We start from the raw sequence: 13,876 nt of genomic DNA, 5'->3' as shown, positions 1-13,876 counted from the left end.
CCTGCCCGATGACACAAGCACCATCCGATGCCGTCCTCGTCGTCGGTGGATACGGCGCGGTCGGCGCGACGGTTTCGACGACCCTCGCCGGCTGGTTCCCCAGCCGCGTGATCGCCGCCGGCCGCCGTCCCGATCGCGCCCGCCTGCCGTCCAGCGTGCGAACGGTCCGCCTGGACGTCGGCGACCCCACCAGCCTCGACCGGATCCTCGCCGAGCACCGGGTCCGCGCCGTCGTGCTGTGCCTCGAACCGCCCGATCTCACGGTCGCCCGGGCCGCCACCGAGCCGGGAGCAACCGGATGACGCAGCCCGACGCGATCAGCGTGACGCCGATAGGCACCGCCCACAACCGACGAACCAATCCGCAGGACTCGGACCACTGGGGCGACGTGGAAAGCATCATCCTGGTCGAACCACGCTTCGGCGACCGGTGCCTGACCGGCCTCGCCGGCTTCACCCACGTCGAAGTGGTCTACTTCTTCAACCGCCTCCCCGAGCGTGCGGACTACCGGCAGCCGCTACGGCCCCGCGGTCGGGCCGATCTGCCCGAGGTGGGCGTGTTCGCCGACCGCGGACCGCGCCGACCCAACCGGATCGGCTGCACCATATGCGAGGTCATCACTGTGCGCGGCCGGGAACTGCGGGTGCGCGGACTGGACGCGGTCGCCGGCACTCCGGTGCTCGACATCAAACCCGTGATGCGCCAGTTCCTCCCGGACCGCGTCCAGCAGCCGGAGTGGGCCGACCGCCTGATGGCCGAGTACTTCAGCAGCCAGGGCTTGGGTGGAGTCGACGGTCGTGCCTGAGCCGGTGTGATCGTTCGGCGAAGCCACGACTCGCGCGCAAGAGGGCCGGTGGGGGCCGGCGCGACAAGCCATGTGCGGTCCCCACTCAGCGGGCCCTCTTCGTCGCCCGCTTGCGGGGCGGCGTCAACAGGTCCGCGACAGCCGAGATCGCGGACGGCACCAGGCGGTAGTACGCCCAGACACCGCGCTTCTCGCGCTCGAGCAGGCCGGCCTCGGTGAGGATGCGAAGGTGATGACTCACGGTCGGCTGGGAGAGCCCGAGTGGCCCGGTGAGCTCACTCACGGACGCCTCGCCCTCGGGAGCGGACTGGATCAGACTGAGCAGTCGCAGCCGGGCCGGGTCGGCGAATGCCTTCAGCACTCCCGCGAGCCGCTCGGCATCGGCACGCTTGATCGGCTCGCCGGCAAGAGGCGAGATGGCAGGCGTAGCAGTTTTCGCAGTTCCCACGTCTTCCATCGTTCCACGAACACCATCGATAGGCCGGTGGAACCGGAACCGTCGCCGTCAGTTTGCAGGTGCGGAGCCGTGATGACCCGTCCCGGTGGTGCCGGCGGTCGGAACCAGCGAGTGCCCGCGTAGCCCGGCGTATCGGTGTCCTGGACTACTCGGCATGATGATCGGCGGACGCAGGGAGGTGCACAGGGTGCCCGGGTCGGGTGACGTGGCGGTCGTCGGGGACGGGCAGGCTGGCCTCGCGGCGGGCTACTACCTGCGCCGCGCCGGCTTGAACTACGTCATCCTCGACGCCGAGGTGGAGGCGGGTGGGGCGTGGCAGCACTACTGGCACTCCATGCGGTTGTTCTCGCCGGCGGAGTACAGCCCGCTGCCGGGGTGGGGGATGCCTCGGCAGGAGGGCGAGGACTTCCCGACCGCCGGGTACGTCGTGGACTACCTGCGGGCCTACGAGCAGCGGTACGGATTGCGGGTGCGTCGGCCGGTCCGGGTCCACGAGGTGCGGCCAGTCGGGGAGCGCTTGGCGGTGGAGGCCGACGCCGGGAGGTGGCTGGCCCGGTATGTCATCTCCGCCACCGGTACGTGGGAGTGCCCGTACGTGCCCGATATCCCCGGCCGTGCCGAGTTCGCGGGTCGGCAGCTGCACACGGTGCACTACACCTCGCCGGAGGAGTTCCGTGGGCAGCGGGTGGTGGTCGTCGGTGGGGGTAACTCGGCGGCGCAGATCCTGGCCGAGGTTTCCCGGGTCGCCGAGGCCACCTGGGTCACTCTGCGCCCTGCGCGGTTCATGCCGGACGACGTCGACGGTCGGGTGCTGTTCGGGGTGGCCACCCGCAAGGCGGCTGGTGGTGCTGGTGGCGGTGTCAGCGATCTTGGGGACATCGTCATGGTGCCCGGCGTCCGCGAAGCACGGGATCGTGGGGTGTTGCACGCCCGTCCCATGTTCGCGCGGCTCACCGCACACGGCGTGCGCTGGCCGGACGGCACCGAGCAGCCCTGTGCTGCGGTCATCTGGTGCACCGGCTTCCGGCCCAACCTCACTCATCTGGCGCCGTTGCTGCCCGGGTGGCAGGACGGGAAGGTGGCCACGGAGGGCACCCGGTCGGTGGACGAGCCCCGCCTGTACCTGGTCGGCTACGGCGACTGGACGGGGCCGGCGTCGGCCACGCTGGTGGGTGCCGGCCGTACGGCTAAGGCCACGGTCGCCGACATCGTCGCCCGACTCGGCGGGTAGCCCGGGCGGGCCCGAGGGCCCGGCCAGCGTCGGTCGAGGGCGGCGTCAGGCGGTGCGGCGCAGCTCGGCGAGCAGCTTCTCCACCCGGGTGCGGATCTCGTCGCGGATCGGACGCACAGCCTCGACGCCCTTGCCGGCGGGGTCATCGAGCTTCCAGTCCTCGTAGCGCTTGCCGGGGAAGACGGGGCAGGCGTCGCCGCAGCCCATGGTGACGATGACGTCGGACGACTCTGCGGTGGCGTATTCGAGGAGCTTGGGAGTCTGGTCGGTGATGTCGATGCCGATCTCGCGCATGGCCTCGACGGCGGCCGGATTGACCTGGTCGGCGGGTGCGGAGCCGGCGGAGCGGACCTCGACGGTGTCGCCGGCGAGGTGGCGCAGCCAGCCGGCGGCCATCTGGGAGCGGCCGGCGTTGTGGACGCAGACGAACAGGACGCTGGGCTTGTCGCTCATGGGGTGCCTTTCCTGCAGTTCGAGTCGTGGGGCGGGTTGACCGGCGCGTGGTCGACGCTGTCGGCCGGGACGTGGTCGCGGGTGCTGGTGCGGTCGACCAGCCGGTAGCGGCCGGGACCGTATCGCCGGTTGACGAAGCCGGGTGAAGGCCGATCCGTGCCGGTGTGGTGTGGGCCCAGTGTCATGAGCGGCGACCGATCGCGGCGTCCTCGTCCGTGGGGACGACGACCTGGTCGGCGGCCTTCCCGGCGTCGGGGTAGAGGGCGGCGAGCAGGCCGATGCCGACTGCGAGGCCGACGAGCTGCGCCAGGACGAACCCGGGCACCGAACTGGGGGCGATACCGGCGAAGGTGTCGGTGAACGCGCGGCCGATGGTCACGGCGGGGTTGGCGAACGAGGTGGAGGAGGTGAACCAGTAGGCGGCGCCGATGTAGGCTCCGACGGCAGCGGGTGCGACGGGGGCGCGGCCGGAGCGGGCGAGGGCGAAGATCAGCAGGATCAGCCCGGTGGTGGCGACGACCTCGCCGAGCCACAGGTGGCCCGCGGCCCGGTCCTTGCTGGAGAAGTCGACGGCGGCGAGGGCGAACATCAGGTTCGCCAGCACTGATCCGGCGATCCCGCCGAGGACCTGGGCGATGGTGTAGCCGGCGAGGTCGCGGGCGGAAAGGCCGGTGCCGGCGCGGCGGCCGAGGAACCAGTCGGCGGCGGATACGACCGGGTTGAAGTGGGCCCCGGATACCGGGCCGAAGATCAGGATGAGCGCGCCGAGTGCGAACGCGGTGGCGGTGGAGTTCTCCAGCAGTTGGAGGCCGACGTCGCCGGGGGAGAGGGTGGTGGCCATGATGCCGGAGCCGACCACGGCGGTGACCAGCAGGGCGGTGCCGAGGAACTCGGCCAGCAGGCGCCGCCGAAGTGCAATGGTCATCAGTTTGATCTCTCCTGGTTGAGCGGTCCCGACTCGGCAGGACGATGGTGGTTGTCGGGTGGTCGTGCCGGTCATCGGGGACCCCGCGGAAGGACGGCGGGGGCGAGCCGGTCGACCCGGTCGGCGAGGTCGGCGTAGGCGGCTTCGAACGCGTCGTCGGTGCCCGGCCGGACGGGGTCCGGGACGGACCAGTGCAGGCGGGGCCGGACCGGGCCGGTCAGTTCCTCGTGGGCGCTGTCACACACGGCGATCACCAGATCGTCCCCGCGGACGACGTCGGCGACGTGGGCGGTGCCGGTCGGGTCGAGGTCGAGGTGGTGGCGGTGGGCCACTGCGATTGCCCGGGGGTGGACCCTCGCCGCCGGTTTCGTGCCGGCGGAGGCGACGTCGCTGCTGGTGCGCCGCTTCCACAGGGCGGCGGCCAACTGTGAGCGGGCCGAGTTGTGGGTGCAGACGAACACCACTCGGCCGACGCCCGTCAGCCGAGGTGGGGCGAGGGTGGCGAGGGCGTCGGGGCGTAGTCGCAGGTAGGTGCGGCGACGGTCGCCCTCGGAGCGGCCCTTGGTGACCAGGCCGGCGTCGGTGAGGACCTTGACGTGGTGGGCGATCAGGTTTGTCGGCATGTCGAGGGTGTGGGCGATCTCTCCGGGGGAGGCGTCGCCCAGGGTGAGCGCGTCCACGATCGCCAGGCGCGCCGGGTCGCCGAGCGCGGCGTGGACCCGTGCGCGCTCGACCAGGGAATCTGGCTCAACGTTCATTGACTCAATCATTACTGAGTAATTTTCTGCCGTCAAGCCGACGCTGCCGCCGGGATCTCCGGCGTCGCCTGTGGCGGGCCCCGGCCGACGTGGCCCGTGGCGGCGGATCGAGTCGCGGACGGTGCCGGCGCGTGGTGGCGGAGAGGGGGCGGCGGGGTCAGGCCCGGGAGGCGGGTGCCGGCTCGATCGACAGCAGGGCGGCGAGCTGGCGCAGGATCTGCGGCCGGGCCCGGTAGTAGACCCACGTCCCGCGCCGCTCCGCATCGACCAGGCCCGCCTCGCGCAGAGTCTTGAGATGGTGGGAGATCGTCGGCCCGGTCAGCTCGAAGGCGGGTGTCAGGTCGCACACGCACGCCTCCCCGCCCTCGGCGGAAGCGATCATCGACATCAGCTGAAGCCGCACCGGGTCACCCAGCGCCTTGAACGCGGGCGCGAGCACCGCGGCCGTCTCGGCCGGAACCCGGCGCTGTGCCAGCGGCGGGCAGCACGGCGCATCGGCGTTCAGATCCACCACGGGCAGCGACCCCTGTTGCTTCGGCATGCCTCTAGGTTGACATCTCTCTAATCAGCGTGCAAATCTCTGATTCGACAGACGTCAAGACAGGGCGTCTCGACGAAATGAGGCTCAGCCATGTTCGGCACTACGCGCCGCCGATCAACACCCCTGGCCGGTGTCCGGTTCTGCGACTCCTGCGCCCAGGTGTCCACCCCCGCCCAGCGGGCCGGGCGCCGCTACGACCGCGCCCGCTCCACCGTCTACACGCTGAGCAGCCCCGCTGAGGAGAGGGTGACATGAGCGCCGACACCCCACCGCCGGCGGCTTCGCCGGCGACCCCGCCGACCGCCCTGCAGGTCACCGGCTCCGGCGCCTGCTGCGGCAGCCCCGCCCAGGCCGCGACGACACCCGCTAGACTTTCATCGTCAATCGGCGATAAGCGATAGAAGGGGTGGGTGGTGGACGAACTGCTCGACCGGGAGACCGCGCAGACGTACGCCTCATGGTTCCGGGCCCTGGCGGACCCGACCCGGGTGCAGATCGTGGAGTACCTCGCCCGGCACAACCGGCCGATGAGCGTCGGCGAGATCGTCGCCGCTGTCGGGCTCGCCCAGTCCACCGTCTCGCAGCACCTGAAGATCCTCACCGAGGTGCGGTTCGTGCTCGTCGAGCCGGTCGGTACCGCCCGCCTCTACCGCATCAACGACGCCTGCGTCGGCTGCTTCCCGTCGGCCGCCGACGTGGTCATGGGCCGCCCGGCCCCGATCCCGAACGGAGAGTGCTGATGGCCGACATCGCCGTCCGCCCGATGACGGCGGATGACGCCGACCGGGTCCTGGCCATCTATCAGGCCGGCCTCGACGGGGGCAACGCCAGCTTCGAGACCGTCGCCCCGACGTGGGCGGCGTTCGACGCCGGCAGGCTGGCCGACCACCGGTTCGTAGCCGTCGACACGGACGACATCGTCGTCGGCTGGGTCGCCGTGTCACCGACATCGTCCCGCGCGGTCTACGCCGGCGTGGTCGAGCACTCCGTCTACATCGACCCCGCCGCCCAGGGCCGCGGCGCAGGCCGGCTGCTGCTGGAGGTGTTGATCGCCGCCACCGAGGCCGCGGGCATCTGGACCATCCAGTCCGGCGTCTTCCCCGAGAACGCCGCCAGTCTCGCCCTGCACCAGCGGGCCGGCTTCCGGGTCATCGGCACCCGCGAGCGCGTGGGCCGCCACCACGGCCGATGGCGCGACGTCATCCTGCTCGAACGCCGCAGCCCCACCATCGCCTGACCCCCGTAGTCGCCGCCGGAATCGGCGGCGGCCCCCTACGGTATCTCTGATTCGATAGACATCAATATAGGAGTTGCCCCGATGAGCACCCTTGAGCAGTTGCCCGTCGCCGTCATCGGCGCCGGCCCGGTCGGCCTCGCCGCCACCGCCCACCTGCACGAGCGCGGCCTGCCCTTCACCGTTCTCGAAGCCGGCGACACCGCCGGCGCCGCAGTGAAGCAGTGGGGCCACGTCCGCGTCTTCTCCCCGTGGCGGTACAACATCGACCCGGCCGCCCGGCGGCTGCTCGACGACGCCGGCTGGGTCGCCCCCGACCCCGACGCCCTGCCCACCGGCGCCGAGCTTGTCACCGCCTACCTGCAGCCCCTCGCGGAGCTGCCGCAGCTCAAGCCACACCTGCGCTACGGGGCCCGGGTCGAGGCGATCAGCAGGCTCGGGTTCGACCGGCTGCGCACCGCCGGCCGCGAGCAGGCCCCGTTCCTGGTCCGCCTCACCACCGGCGAGGAGATCCTCGCCCGCGCCGTCATCGACGCCTCCGGCACCTGGGGCACCCCCAATGTCCTCGGCGCCTCCGGCCTCCCGGCGCGCGGTGAGAAGGACGCTGCCGCGTTCCTGGAGCACGCGCTGCCGGACGTGCTCGGCGCGGACCGCGACCGGTTCCCCGGCCGGCACACCCTCGTCGTCGGTGCGGGCCACTCCGCCGCGAACACCCTGCTCTCCCTCGCCGACCTCGCCGCGCAGGTGGCCGGCACGGAGGTGACCTGGGCCATCCGGTCGGCGTCCCCGGCCCGCACCTACGGCGGCGGCGACGCCGACGCGCTCCCAGCGCGCGGCGCGCTCGGGTCGCGCCTGCGTGACCACGTCGACGCCGGCCGAATCCGGCTGCTCACCGGTTTCACCGTCCACGAGATCACCCCGACCGACGGGCGAGTCGCCGTCGTCGTCCGACACGCCGACGGCACTGAAGAGTCCATGACGGCCGACCGGATCGTCGCGGCCACCGGCTTCCGGCCCGACCACTCCATCGCCGCCGAGCTGCGCCTGGGCCTCGACCCGATCATGGGCGCCACCCGTGTCCTCGCCCCGCTGATCGACCCGAACGAGCACTCCTGCGGCACCGTTCCCCCGCACGGCGTCGACGAACTCACGCACCCCGAGCCTGGCTACTACGCCGTCGGCATGAAGAGCTACGGCCGCGCGCCGACGTTCCTCATGGCCACGGGCTACGAGCAGGTCCGCTCCGTCGTCGCCGCCCTCGCCGGCGACTGGCAGGCAGCCCGTGACGTCCAGCTCGACCTGCCCGAGACCGGCGTCTGCAACAGCAACCCCGCCGACTCCACCGGCACCGACAGCTGCTGCGGCCCCACCCCACAGCCGGCCGCCAAAGGGCTCGCCACCGGCATCTCCGGCGGCCTGCTCTCCGCACCGCTGAACCTGATCAGCCTCGGCGCCCCGACCACCGGCCGGGCCGGCGGCTGCTGCGGCAGCTGATGACCACTCCGACGGTGGCGCCCGCCGACCCCACCGTCGGCGGGCGCCCCGGATGGCGCATCGTTGCCGCCCTCGCCATCACCTCCACCGTCGGCTACGGCACCTCTACTACGGCTACGCCCTCCTCCTCGGCCCCATGGCCATCAGCCTCGGCGCCTTCACCACCGCGGTGACGGGAGCGCTCACCGCCGCCGTCCTCGCCGGCGCCCTGATGGCTGTCCCGATAGGACGTTGGCTGGATCGGTGCGGCAGAGGTGCCCTGATGACCGCCGGCTCGATTGCAGCCACCGCCCTCCTCGTGGCCTGGTCGCAGTTTCCAGTCGATCAGGCAGCTGTGTGCCGTCATGATCGGCATCGGGATGACCGGCGCGATGGTGCTCTACGAGCCGGCGTTCGCCGTCATCGTCACCTGGTTCACCCCCCGCGGCGGCGCACCGCGCTGCTCGCAGTCACCGTCGTCGCCGGCCTCGCCAGCACCATCTTCATGCCGCTGACCGGCCTGCTGGTCGCCCATCGCGGCTGGCGCGGGGCACTGCTCGCGCTCGCCACGATCCACGGCACGATGACTGTGCCGCTGCATGCCCTCACCATCCGCAGACCCCCGCACGTCACGACACCCATGCCGGTGGCGCGGCCGCATCAGCGCCGAGCATCGCAACCACACCGTCTGACCTCGTCCAGGAGACGCTGTACCGGGCGGTGCGCGGGCCGGTCGAGTCCGGGTGACTCTGCTGCACCGTCACCCCGACGTGCTGATCACCGCCGACCGGGCCGCCGCCGCGGCGACGTAGCCGACCGCACCCGTGTCAGTCTGGTGCGGACCGGTCCACGCCTCGGGCGAGGGCATCGACGCGGTTCCGGCCGTCGAGTAAGTTACCGGCGAGTTAATCTGGTGCTGATGGACGGCGGGGAGGCCGCATGGCCGGGAAACACCGTTCGTGGTGGGGCTGGGGGCACGTCGAGGACGCGGTGACCGGCGCGGAGGCCACGGCGTTGGCCGACCGGGTGCGTACCCTGCTGCCCGACGTCGACCTGACCGAGCACGTCGCGCCGCCGGTGGCCGAGCTCGGTCTGCGCCCGCCGCGGGTCGACCCGCCGGCGTCACTCGCGCGGCTGTGCTCGACGGACCCGGACGATCGGGCGGCGCACACCCACGGCAAGGCGTTCCGGGACGTCGTCCGCAACCTGCACGGGGACGTCCACGACCCGCCGGACCTGGTGGTCCGGCCGGGGACCGAGCAGGACGTCGTCGACGTCCTGGACTGGTGCGCGGGTCGGGACATCGCGGTGATCCCCTACGGCGGCGGCTCGTCGGTGGTCGGCGGCGTGGAGCCGCGGCTGGGCGGCGCCTATCCCGCGGCGATCAGCCTCGACCTCGGGTGCCTCGACCGGGTGCTGGAGGTGGATCCGACCAGCCGGGCGGCCCGCATCCAGGCCGGCGTGTTCGGCCCGGCGTTGGAGGACCAGCTCCGTCGGCACGACCTCACCCTGCGGCACTTCCCGCAGTCGTTCGAGTTCTCCACCCTGGGCGGCTGGTTGGCCACCCGCGCCGCCGGTCACTACGCCACCGTCCTCACCCACGTCGACGACCTGGCGGAGTCGCTGCGGGTGATCACCCCGGCGGGCATCAGCCAGTCGCGCCGGCTGCCCGGGTCCGGCGCCGGGCCGTCCCCGGATCGACTGTTCCTCGGCTCGGAGGGCGCGCTCGGCGTCATCACCGAGGCGTGGATGCGGCTGCAGGAGCGGCCGCGCTGGCGGGGGAGCGCCTCGGTGCACTTCACCGACTACGACGGGGCGGTCGCCGCCACCCGGGCCATCGCCCAGTCCGCGCTGAACCCGAGCAACTGCCGGCTGCTCGACCCGGCGGAGGCGCTGCTCAACGCCGGCGCCGCCACCACCGGCGGCGTGCTCGTGCTGGGATTCGAGTCCGCCGACCATCCGGTCACGCCGTGGCTGGACCGCGCCGTCGAGCTGTGCCGCGACCACGGCGGAACCCTGCCGGAGCCGCCTCGCAGCGACGAGTCATCCGGCCCACGGCAGCGGACGGCCGCCGCCGACGCCTGGCGGACGGCGTTCCTGCGGATGCCGTACCAGCGCGACGCGCTCGCCGCCCGGTCGATGATCGTGGAGACGTTCGAGACCGCCTGCACCTGGGACCGATTCCCCGCCCTGCGCGCCGCCGTGCTCGACGCGGCCGGCGACGCGCTCCGCGCCGTCGCCGCGACCGGCGTGGTCACCTGCCGCTTCACCCACGTCTACCCGGACGGCCCCGCCCCCTACTTCGGCGTGTACGCCACCGGTCGCTGGGGGTCCACCCTCGCCCAGTGGGACGAGATCAAGCATGCCGTCTCCGACGCGCTGCTCGCCGCCGGCGGCACCATCACCCACCACCACGCCATCGGCCGCGACCACCGACCGTGGTACGACCGGCAGCGCCCGGACCCGGTCGCGCTCGCGTTGCGCGCCGCCAAGAGCGCGCTCGACCCGTCCTGGATCCTCAACCCCGGCGTCCTCGTCGATCCGGCCGACTGACGGGGGCCGACCCGGCGGTGCGTGACCGTCGAGGTGCTCGCCAGGCTGAGGCTCGAGCCCGCCCCCGGCGACCTCCGCCGACCGACCCTCCTAGGACGCTCCAGGCGTGGTGCCGGGAGCCGCTGGAGACCGGCATGGCCTGCGGCGCGACCCCCATCCAGGCGTCGCGTGCTGGCGGCGGGATCTCTCGCCTGTTCGAAGAGGAGTTCGACGTGCTTACGGAGCGGACCCGGCCGGAACGGCGGGGTCGGTCGAAAGGTCGTCGTCGTCATCCTGGGGCTCGCCGAGGTCGGCGGCGCGTGGCGTGATGCGGCGTAGCAGCAGCGCCAGGACCCCGATGCCGACGCACACGGCGGCCAGGAGGTAGAAGTACGGCTCGGCGAAGCGGCCGCCCAGCGCGATGCCGGCCAGCGCCGGCGCCAGGACCGGGCCGATCTGGTTGGAGAGGCTGAAGATGGCGTTGTAGCGACCGCGCAGGCGTTCCGGCGCCAGGTCGTTGATCAGGGCCGGCAGGGTCGGCGACAGCGCCACCTCGCCGAGCGCGAACACGCCGAGCGAGGCGACCTGGAACACATCGCGGGCCGGGCCGGGCATGCCGAGGGTGGTCGGCAGGATCAGGACGATCCAGGCTGCGGCGAAGAACAGCGCCGCGCGGGCCGCCCCGGCCAGCCGCGACCGTCCCCGGGCGAGCCGGATGGCGGGCAGTTGCGCCAGCAGCAGCACGGTGATGTTGAGGAAGAACGCCAGGCCGACGACCCGCGTGGTGCCGCCGCCGTTGCCGGTGACCCACGCCGCGAACGCCGTATTGGTCTGCGACAGCGCGAAGACCATCAGCAGGCTGTTCACCAGCAGCGCCCCCAGCAGTGCGCCGTCGCGCAGCACCTGGCGGTAGCCGATGTGCGAGCCGTCGGCGGGCTCGGCTTCGGCGGCCACGGGCCGGCCGACCGGCATCAGCAGCGAGCGCATCGCGATGAGCGCGACGGCGAAGAACACGTAGGACGCGGCGTCGGCGAGGAGGATCACCACGTACGGGCCGGGCCGGGCCGAGATGGTCGCGAAGCCGGAGATCAGCGCGCCCGCGCCGAACGCCACGTTGGCGCTCATGTAGCGCAGGGCGAACACCGACCCACGCTCGGTCGGCTCGACAGCGGTGGCCAGCAGGGTGGCGAAGCCGTTCCACATCAGGCCGCTGGCGACCCCGTAGACGATCGCGGCGATGATCGCCACCGGCACCTCGGTGGCCAGGGTGTAGATGGCGATGCCGACGCCCCCGACGAGCAGGCCCGCGGTGAACGCACGCAGGGAACCGACCCGGTCGATCAGTGGGCCGGTCAGCGGGGTGGTGATGATGCCGGCCACACCGACCAGGCCGAGGATCATTCCCGCGGTGGGCAGGCTGAAGCCCCGAACCTGGTGCAGGTACACGATGAGGAACGGCATGGTCAGACCGCTGCCCAGGCAGGAGAGCATGTTGACGCCCAGCGCCAGCCATGCCCGCCTGCCCAGTGGCGGCAGCCACGGGGATGGATGGTCGGCCATCGGTCGGCTTCCTTTCACCGCTGCGGGCGCGGTCATCGCCGCGGGCCGCTCGCCCCGGTCGGGTGGCGGCAGGAACCTCACCTGGTCCATGTACTCCGGTTCGGCGTGCGTCAAACGCTCTCCAGCCGCTGGACATCGATCCCGTGCGCCCCTGGAAGTTCCTCTACTGAGGCGTGTTCGAAAGGCAGGCTGGCTGCGTCGAGGTCACGGCGTGGCGGTGATCGGAGACCTCGTGGCCACCTTGGTGGTGACCGCCGGGCATCGTGGTGACAGCCCGCAGTTCATCCCCGTGTTGCGCCGTATCCGGGTGGGCCGTTCGGGGTCGGCCGGTGCTGGTGCTGGCCGGCAAGGGTTCCCGCGGTGGGCGCCCGCCCGCGTTCGAGTCCCCGACCCCGAGCCGGTGAACCTCGGCGGTCACGCGGTCAGGACCGGCCGGCACCGATTGTCGCCGGCTCGACGGCCGGTTGCGGCGTCCGTTGCTCCGCGCCGAGCTGCCTCGGTAGGACCACCCGGTGCGCCGGCCGCCGCCGCGCCGCGAGCCGGTGCCGGGCCCACCGCAGCGCGGGTCGCTCCAGGCCCCAGTACGACAGTTCGACGGCCACGACGGTCAGCGCGAGACCGAGGATCGTCCCGAGCCAACCGGTCCGCGAATCACCGAACATCATCCGCATGGTCTGGCCGGCCAGCATGTTCCACAGGTACAGCCCGTAGGAGATCTTGCCGATGTGTACGAGGGGCCGGGTCGCGAGCAGGCGCGCGGGCCCGCAGTCGGGCCGCCCGACGAGGCCGAGGATGAGCACCACGGTCGCCACCGACAGCAGGGGCAGCCCGATCAGGTTCATCACGGTCGTCCCCTGGCTGAACGCCGGCACGAAGTAGGAGACCACCATGAAGCCGAGGGCGGCCCAGGTCAGCGGCACCGGTACGGCCAGCCGGCGCCCGTGCGTGGCCAGCGCCGCCAGGCATCCGACCGCCAGCGCGTCCATCCGCGCGGGCGTCGAGTAGTAGACGAAGTCGTGCCAGGTGGCGGAGTCGTTCAGCAGCGCGCGCAGCGTGACGGCGACGGCGATCATCGCCCCGCAGCACCACATGGCGATGGTCCGCCCCCGCGGCTCGGTGAGGGCGCGCCGCAGCGCCGCGGGCCAGAACAGGTAGAAGTGTTCCTCGACGGAGAGCGACCAGGTCCAGCCGAGCCCGCCGGCGTCGAAGATCACCGGGTGCACCAGGCTCGTGAGGTAGAAGAGGCCCACCGCGATCTGGAGGGCGATGGTCCAGGACGGCTGCTGCGTACCCCAGACGAGGGCGTGGACCACGAGCAGCAACAGCAGCGCCGGCAGCAACCGGGCGGCCCGGCGCGCGTAGAACGCGGGCATGTCCACCGTGTCGGTCCGGGCGTGCTCGTCCATCAGCAGCGTCGTGATCAGGTACCCGGAGAGCACGAAGAACACGGCGACGCCCAGGTGACCACCGCGGACGACGTGCGGCACGGCGCCCCAGAGGCTGAGGTGCAGCAGCAGCACGCCGATGATCGCCAAGGCGCGGACGCCGTCCAGGGCGGGCTGGTAGCCGAGGTTACGAGCGGTTGCGCCATGCGAGAGCAACGGGTCGGTCTCCTTTCGCTGTGCGTCAGGCCGTCCCCACGCGGCCGCGTCCGCCGCTTCTCCTTACCCGATTCGGCGATGTTGTACTGCCGTCTCGGCCATGGCGGGCGCTCCGAGCAGCCTGCCAAACATCAGCCGTGCGGTGGATGCCGGGGTTGAGCTGGCACGCCGAGTAGGCGCCGCAGGCACGCTCGGTGAAGTCTCGTCTCCCGCACGGGTCGAAGTCGCGCACACTGTCCGGTTCGTGCCACCCGAGATGGGGCAGGACCAGGTGATCGACAGGCTGTCGACATCGGTCGAACGGTC

Annotated in this window: 15 protein-coding genes and 1 pseudogene; 8 read left to right on the top strand and 8 right to left on the bottom strand. The window is 72.2% G+C overall.

Annotation, left to right across the window (positions count from 1 at the left end; all coding sequences use genetic code 11):
• Positions 1-8: 8 nt before the first annotated feature.
• Both ACL02O_RS06795 and ACL02O_RS06790 read left to right on the top strand, forming a co-directional pair.
• Positions 9-302 (top strand): NAD-dependent epimerase/dehydratase family protein, encoded by a 294-nt coding sequence (locus ACL02O_RS06795; RefSeq protein WP_412817099.1) that lies wholly within the window; start codon positions 9-11, stop codon positions 300-302.
• On the top strand, positions 299-805 hold the full coding sequence (locus tag ACL02O_RS06790) for an SAM-dependent methyltransferase (protein ID WP_412817098.1): 507 nt from the start codon (positions 299-301) through the stop codon (positions 803-805). The genes ACL02O_RS06795 and ACL02O_RS06790 overlap by 4 nt, the downstream gene beginning before the upstream one ends.
• 85 nt (positions 806-890) lie before the next feature.
• Here ACL02O_RS06790 and ACL02O_RS06785 read toward each other — a convergent pair whose 3' ends face one another.
• Positions 891-1,262, bottom strand: a complete 372-nt coding sequence (locus ACL02O_RS06785; RefSeq protein WP_412817097.1) for an ArsR/SmtB family transcription factor — start codon at positions 1,260-1,262, stop codon at positions 891-893.
• 187 nt (positions 1,263-1,449) lie between these two features.
• On the opposite strand from ACL02O_RS06785, the gene ACL02O_RS06780 reads away from it, so the two are divergent.
• Complete coding sequence (locus ACL02O_RS06780) at positions 1,450-2,493, top strand: ArsO family NAD(P)H-dependent flavin-containing monooxygenase (protein WP_412817096.1); 1,044 nt, start codon at positions 1,450-1,452, stop codon at positions 2,491-2,493.
• A 45-nt stretch (positions 2,494-2,538) separates the two neighbouring features.
• Here ACL02O_RS06780 and ACL02O_RS06775 read toward each other — a convergent pair whose 3' ends face one another.
• The 4 genes and pseudogenes from ACL02O_RS06775 to ACL02O_RS06760 all read right to left on the bottom strand — a co-directional run bounded on the left by ACL02O_RS06775 (position 2,539) and on the right by ACL02O_RS06760 (position 5,170).
• Complete coding sequence (locus tag ACL02O_RS06775; RefSeq protein WP_412817095.1) at positions 2,539-2,946, bottom strand: arsenate reductase ArsC; 408 nt, start codon at positions 2,944-2,946, stop codon at positions 2,539-2,541.
• Positions 2,947-3,157: 211 nt separating this feature from the next.
• A pseudogene (locus ACL02O_RS06770) lies at positions 3,158-3,871 on the bottom strand (aquaporin); the annotation flags it as partial.
• Between the two features lie 71 nt (positions 3,872-3,942).
• Entirely contained in the window at positions 3,943-4,629 is a 687-nt protein-coding gene (locus tag ACL02O_RS06765; protein ID WP_412817094.1) for an arsenate reductase/protein-tyrosine-phosphatase family protein, read from the bottom strand.
• A 157-nt stretch (positions 4,630-4,786) separates the two neighbouring features.
• Positions 4,787-5,170, bottom strand: coding sequence for an ArsR/SmtB family transcription factor (locus ACL02O_RS06760; RefSeq protein ID WP_412817093.1), 384 nt, complete (start codon positions 5,168-5,170; stop codon positions 4,787-4,789).
• Between the two features lie 90 nt (positions 5,171-5,260).
• Between ACL02O_RS06760 and ACL02O_RS06755 the strand changes: the two genes are divergently transcribed.
• The 4 genes from ACL02O_RS06755 (at position 5,261) to ACL02O_RS06740 (ending at position 7,898) form a co-directional block, all read left to right on the top strand.
• Positions 5,261-5,425, top strand: coding sequence for a hypothetical protein (locus tag ACL02O_RS06755; protein ID WP_412817092.1), 165 nt, complete (start codon positions 5,261-5,263; stop codon positions 5,423-5,425).
• A gap of 158 nt (positions 5,426-5,583) precedes the next feature.
• Positions 5,584-5,910: an ArsR/SmtB family transcription factor gene (locus ACL02O_RS06750; protein WP_412817091.1), complete on the top strand. Its 327-nt coding sequence runs from the start codon at positions 5,584-5,586 to the stop codon at positions 5,908-5,910.
• Positions 5,910-6,407: a GNAT family N-acetyltransferase gene (locus tag ACL02O_RS06745; RefSeq protein WP_412817090.1), complete on the top strand. Its 498-nt coding sequence runs from the start codon at positions 5,910-5,912 to the stop codon at positions 6,405-6,407. The genes ACL02O_RS06750 and ACL02O_RS06745 overlap by 1 nt, the downstream gene beginning before the upstream one ends.
• Positions 6,408-6,488: 81 nt before the next feature.
• Entirely contained in the window at positions 6,489-7,898 is a 1,410-nt protein-coding gene (locus ACL02O_RS06740; RefSeq protein WP_412817089.1) for an NAD(P)-binding domain-containing protein, read from the top strand.
• A gap of 379 nt (positions 7,899-8,277) precedes the next feature.
• Here ACL02O_RS06740 and ACL02O_RS06735 read toward each other — a convergent pair whose 3' ends face one another.
• On the bottom strand, positions 8,278-8,478 hold the full coding sequence (locus tag ACL02O_RS06735) for a hypothetical protein (protein ID WP_412817088.1): 201 nt from the start codon (positions 8,476-8,478) through the stop codon (positions 8,278-8,280).
• A 338-nt stretch (positions 8,479-8,816) separates the two neighbouring features.
• Between ACL02O_RS06735 and ACL02O_RS06730 the strand changes: the two genes are divergently transcribed.
• Positions 8,817-10,430 (top strand): FAD-binding oxidoreductase, encoded by a 1,614-nt coding sequence (locus ACL02O_RS06730; protein ID WP_412817087.1) that lies wholly within the window; start codon positions 8,817-8,819, stop codon positions 10,428-10,430.
• A gap of 216 nt (positions 10,431-10,646) precedes the next feature.
• On the opposite strand, the gene ACL02O_RS06725 is transcribed toward ACL02O_RS06730, so the two are convergent.
• Complete coding sequence (locus ACL02O_RS06725; RefSeq protein WP_412817086.1) at positions 10,647-11,969, bottom strand: MFS transporter; 1,323 nt, start codon at positions 11,967-11,969, stop codon at positions 10,647-10,649.
• A 422-nt stretch (positions 11,970-12,391) separates the two neighbouring features.
• Positions 12,392-13,570 (bottom strand): acyltransferase family protein, encoded by a 1,179-nt coding sequence (locus ACL02O_RS06720; RefSeq protein WP_412817085.1) that lies wholly within the window; start codon positions 13,568-13,570, stop codon positions 12,392-12,394.
• Between the last annotated feature and the right edge of the window lie 306 nt (positions 13,571-13,876).

It is taken from the genome of Micromonospora mangrovicola (assembly GCF_047200535.1).
In the GTDB taxonomy this organism is placed as follows: domain Bacteria; phylum Actinomycetota; class Actinomycetes; order Mycobacteriales; family Micromonosporaceae; genus Micromonospora.
This window is presented reverse-complemented; position numbering and strand designations above follow the sequence as displayed.

Coding starts and splice junctions, on each gene's coding strand:
- ACL02O_RS06790 (WP_412817098.1), top strand. CDS start 299: ATGACGCAGCCCGACGCGATCAGCGTGACGCCGATAGGCACCGCCCAC.
- ACL02O_RS06740 (WP_412817089.1), top strand. CDS start 6,489: ATGAGCACCCTTGAGCAGTTGCCCGTCGCCGTCATCGGCGCCGGCCCG.
- ACL02O_RS06725 (WP_412817086.1), bottom strand. CDS start 11,969: ATGGCCGACCATCCATCCCCGTGGCTGCCGCCACTGGGCAGGCGGGCA.
- ACL02O_RS06775 (WP_412817095.1), bottom strand. CDS start 2,946: ATGAGCGACAAGCCCAGCGTCCTGTTCGTCTGCGTCCACAACGCCGGC.
- ACL02O_RS06795 (WP_412817099.1), top strand. CDS start 9: ATGACACAAGCACCATCCGATGCCGTCCTCGTCGTCGGTGGATACGGC.
- ACL02O_RS06730 (WP_412817087.1), top strand. CDS start 8,817: ATGGCCGGGAAACACCGTTCGTGGTGGGGCTGGGGGCACGTCGAGGAC.
- ACL02O_RS06785 (WP_412817097.1), bottom strand. CDS start 1,262: ATGGAAGACGTGGGAACTGCGAAAACTGCTACGCCTGCCATCTCGCCT.
- ACL02O_RS06755 (WP_412817092.1), top strand. CDS start 5,261: ATGTTCGGCACTACGCGCCGCCGATCAACACCCCTGGCCGGTGTCCGG.
- ACL02O_RS06765 (WP_412817094.1), bottom strand. CDS start 4,629: ATGAACGTTGAGCCAGATTCCCTGGTCGAGCGCGCACGGGTCCACGCC.
- ACL02O_RS06760 (WP_412817093.1), bottom strand. CDS start 5,170: ATGCCGAAGCAACAGGGGTCGCTGCCCGTGGTGGATCTGAACGCCGAT.
- ACL02O_RS06735 (WP_412817088.1), bottom strand. CDS start 8,478: ATGCAGCGGCACAGTCATCGTGCCGTGGATCGTGGCGAGCGCGAGCAG.
- ACL02O_RS06745 (WP_412817090.1), top strand. CDS start 5,910: ATGGCCGACATCGCCGTCCGCCCGATGACGGCGGATGACGCCGACCGG.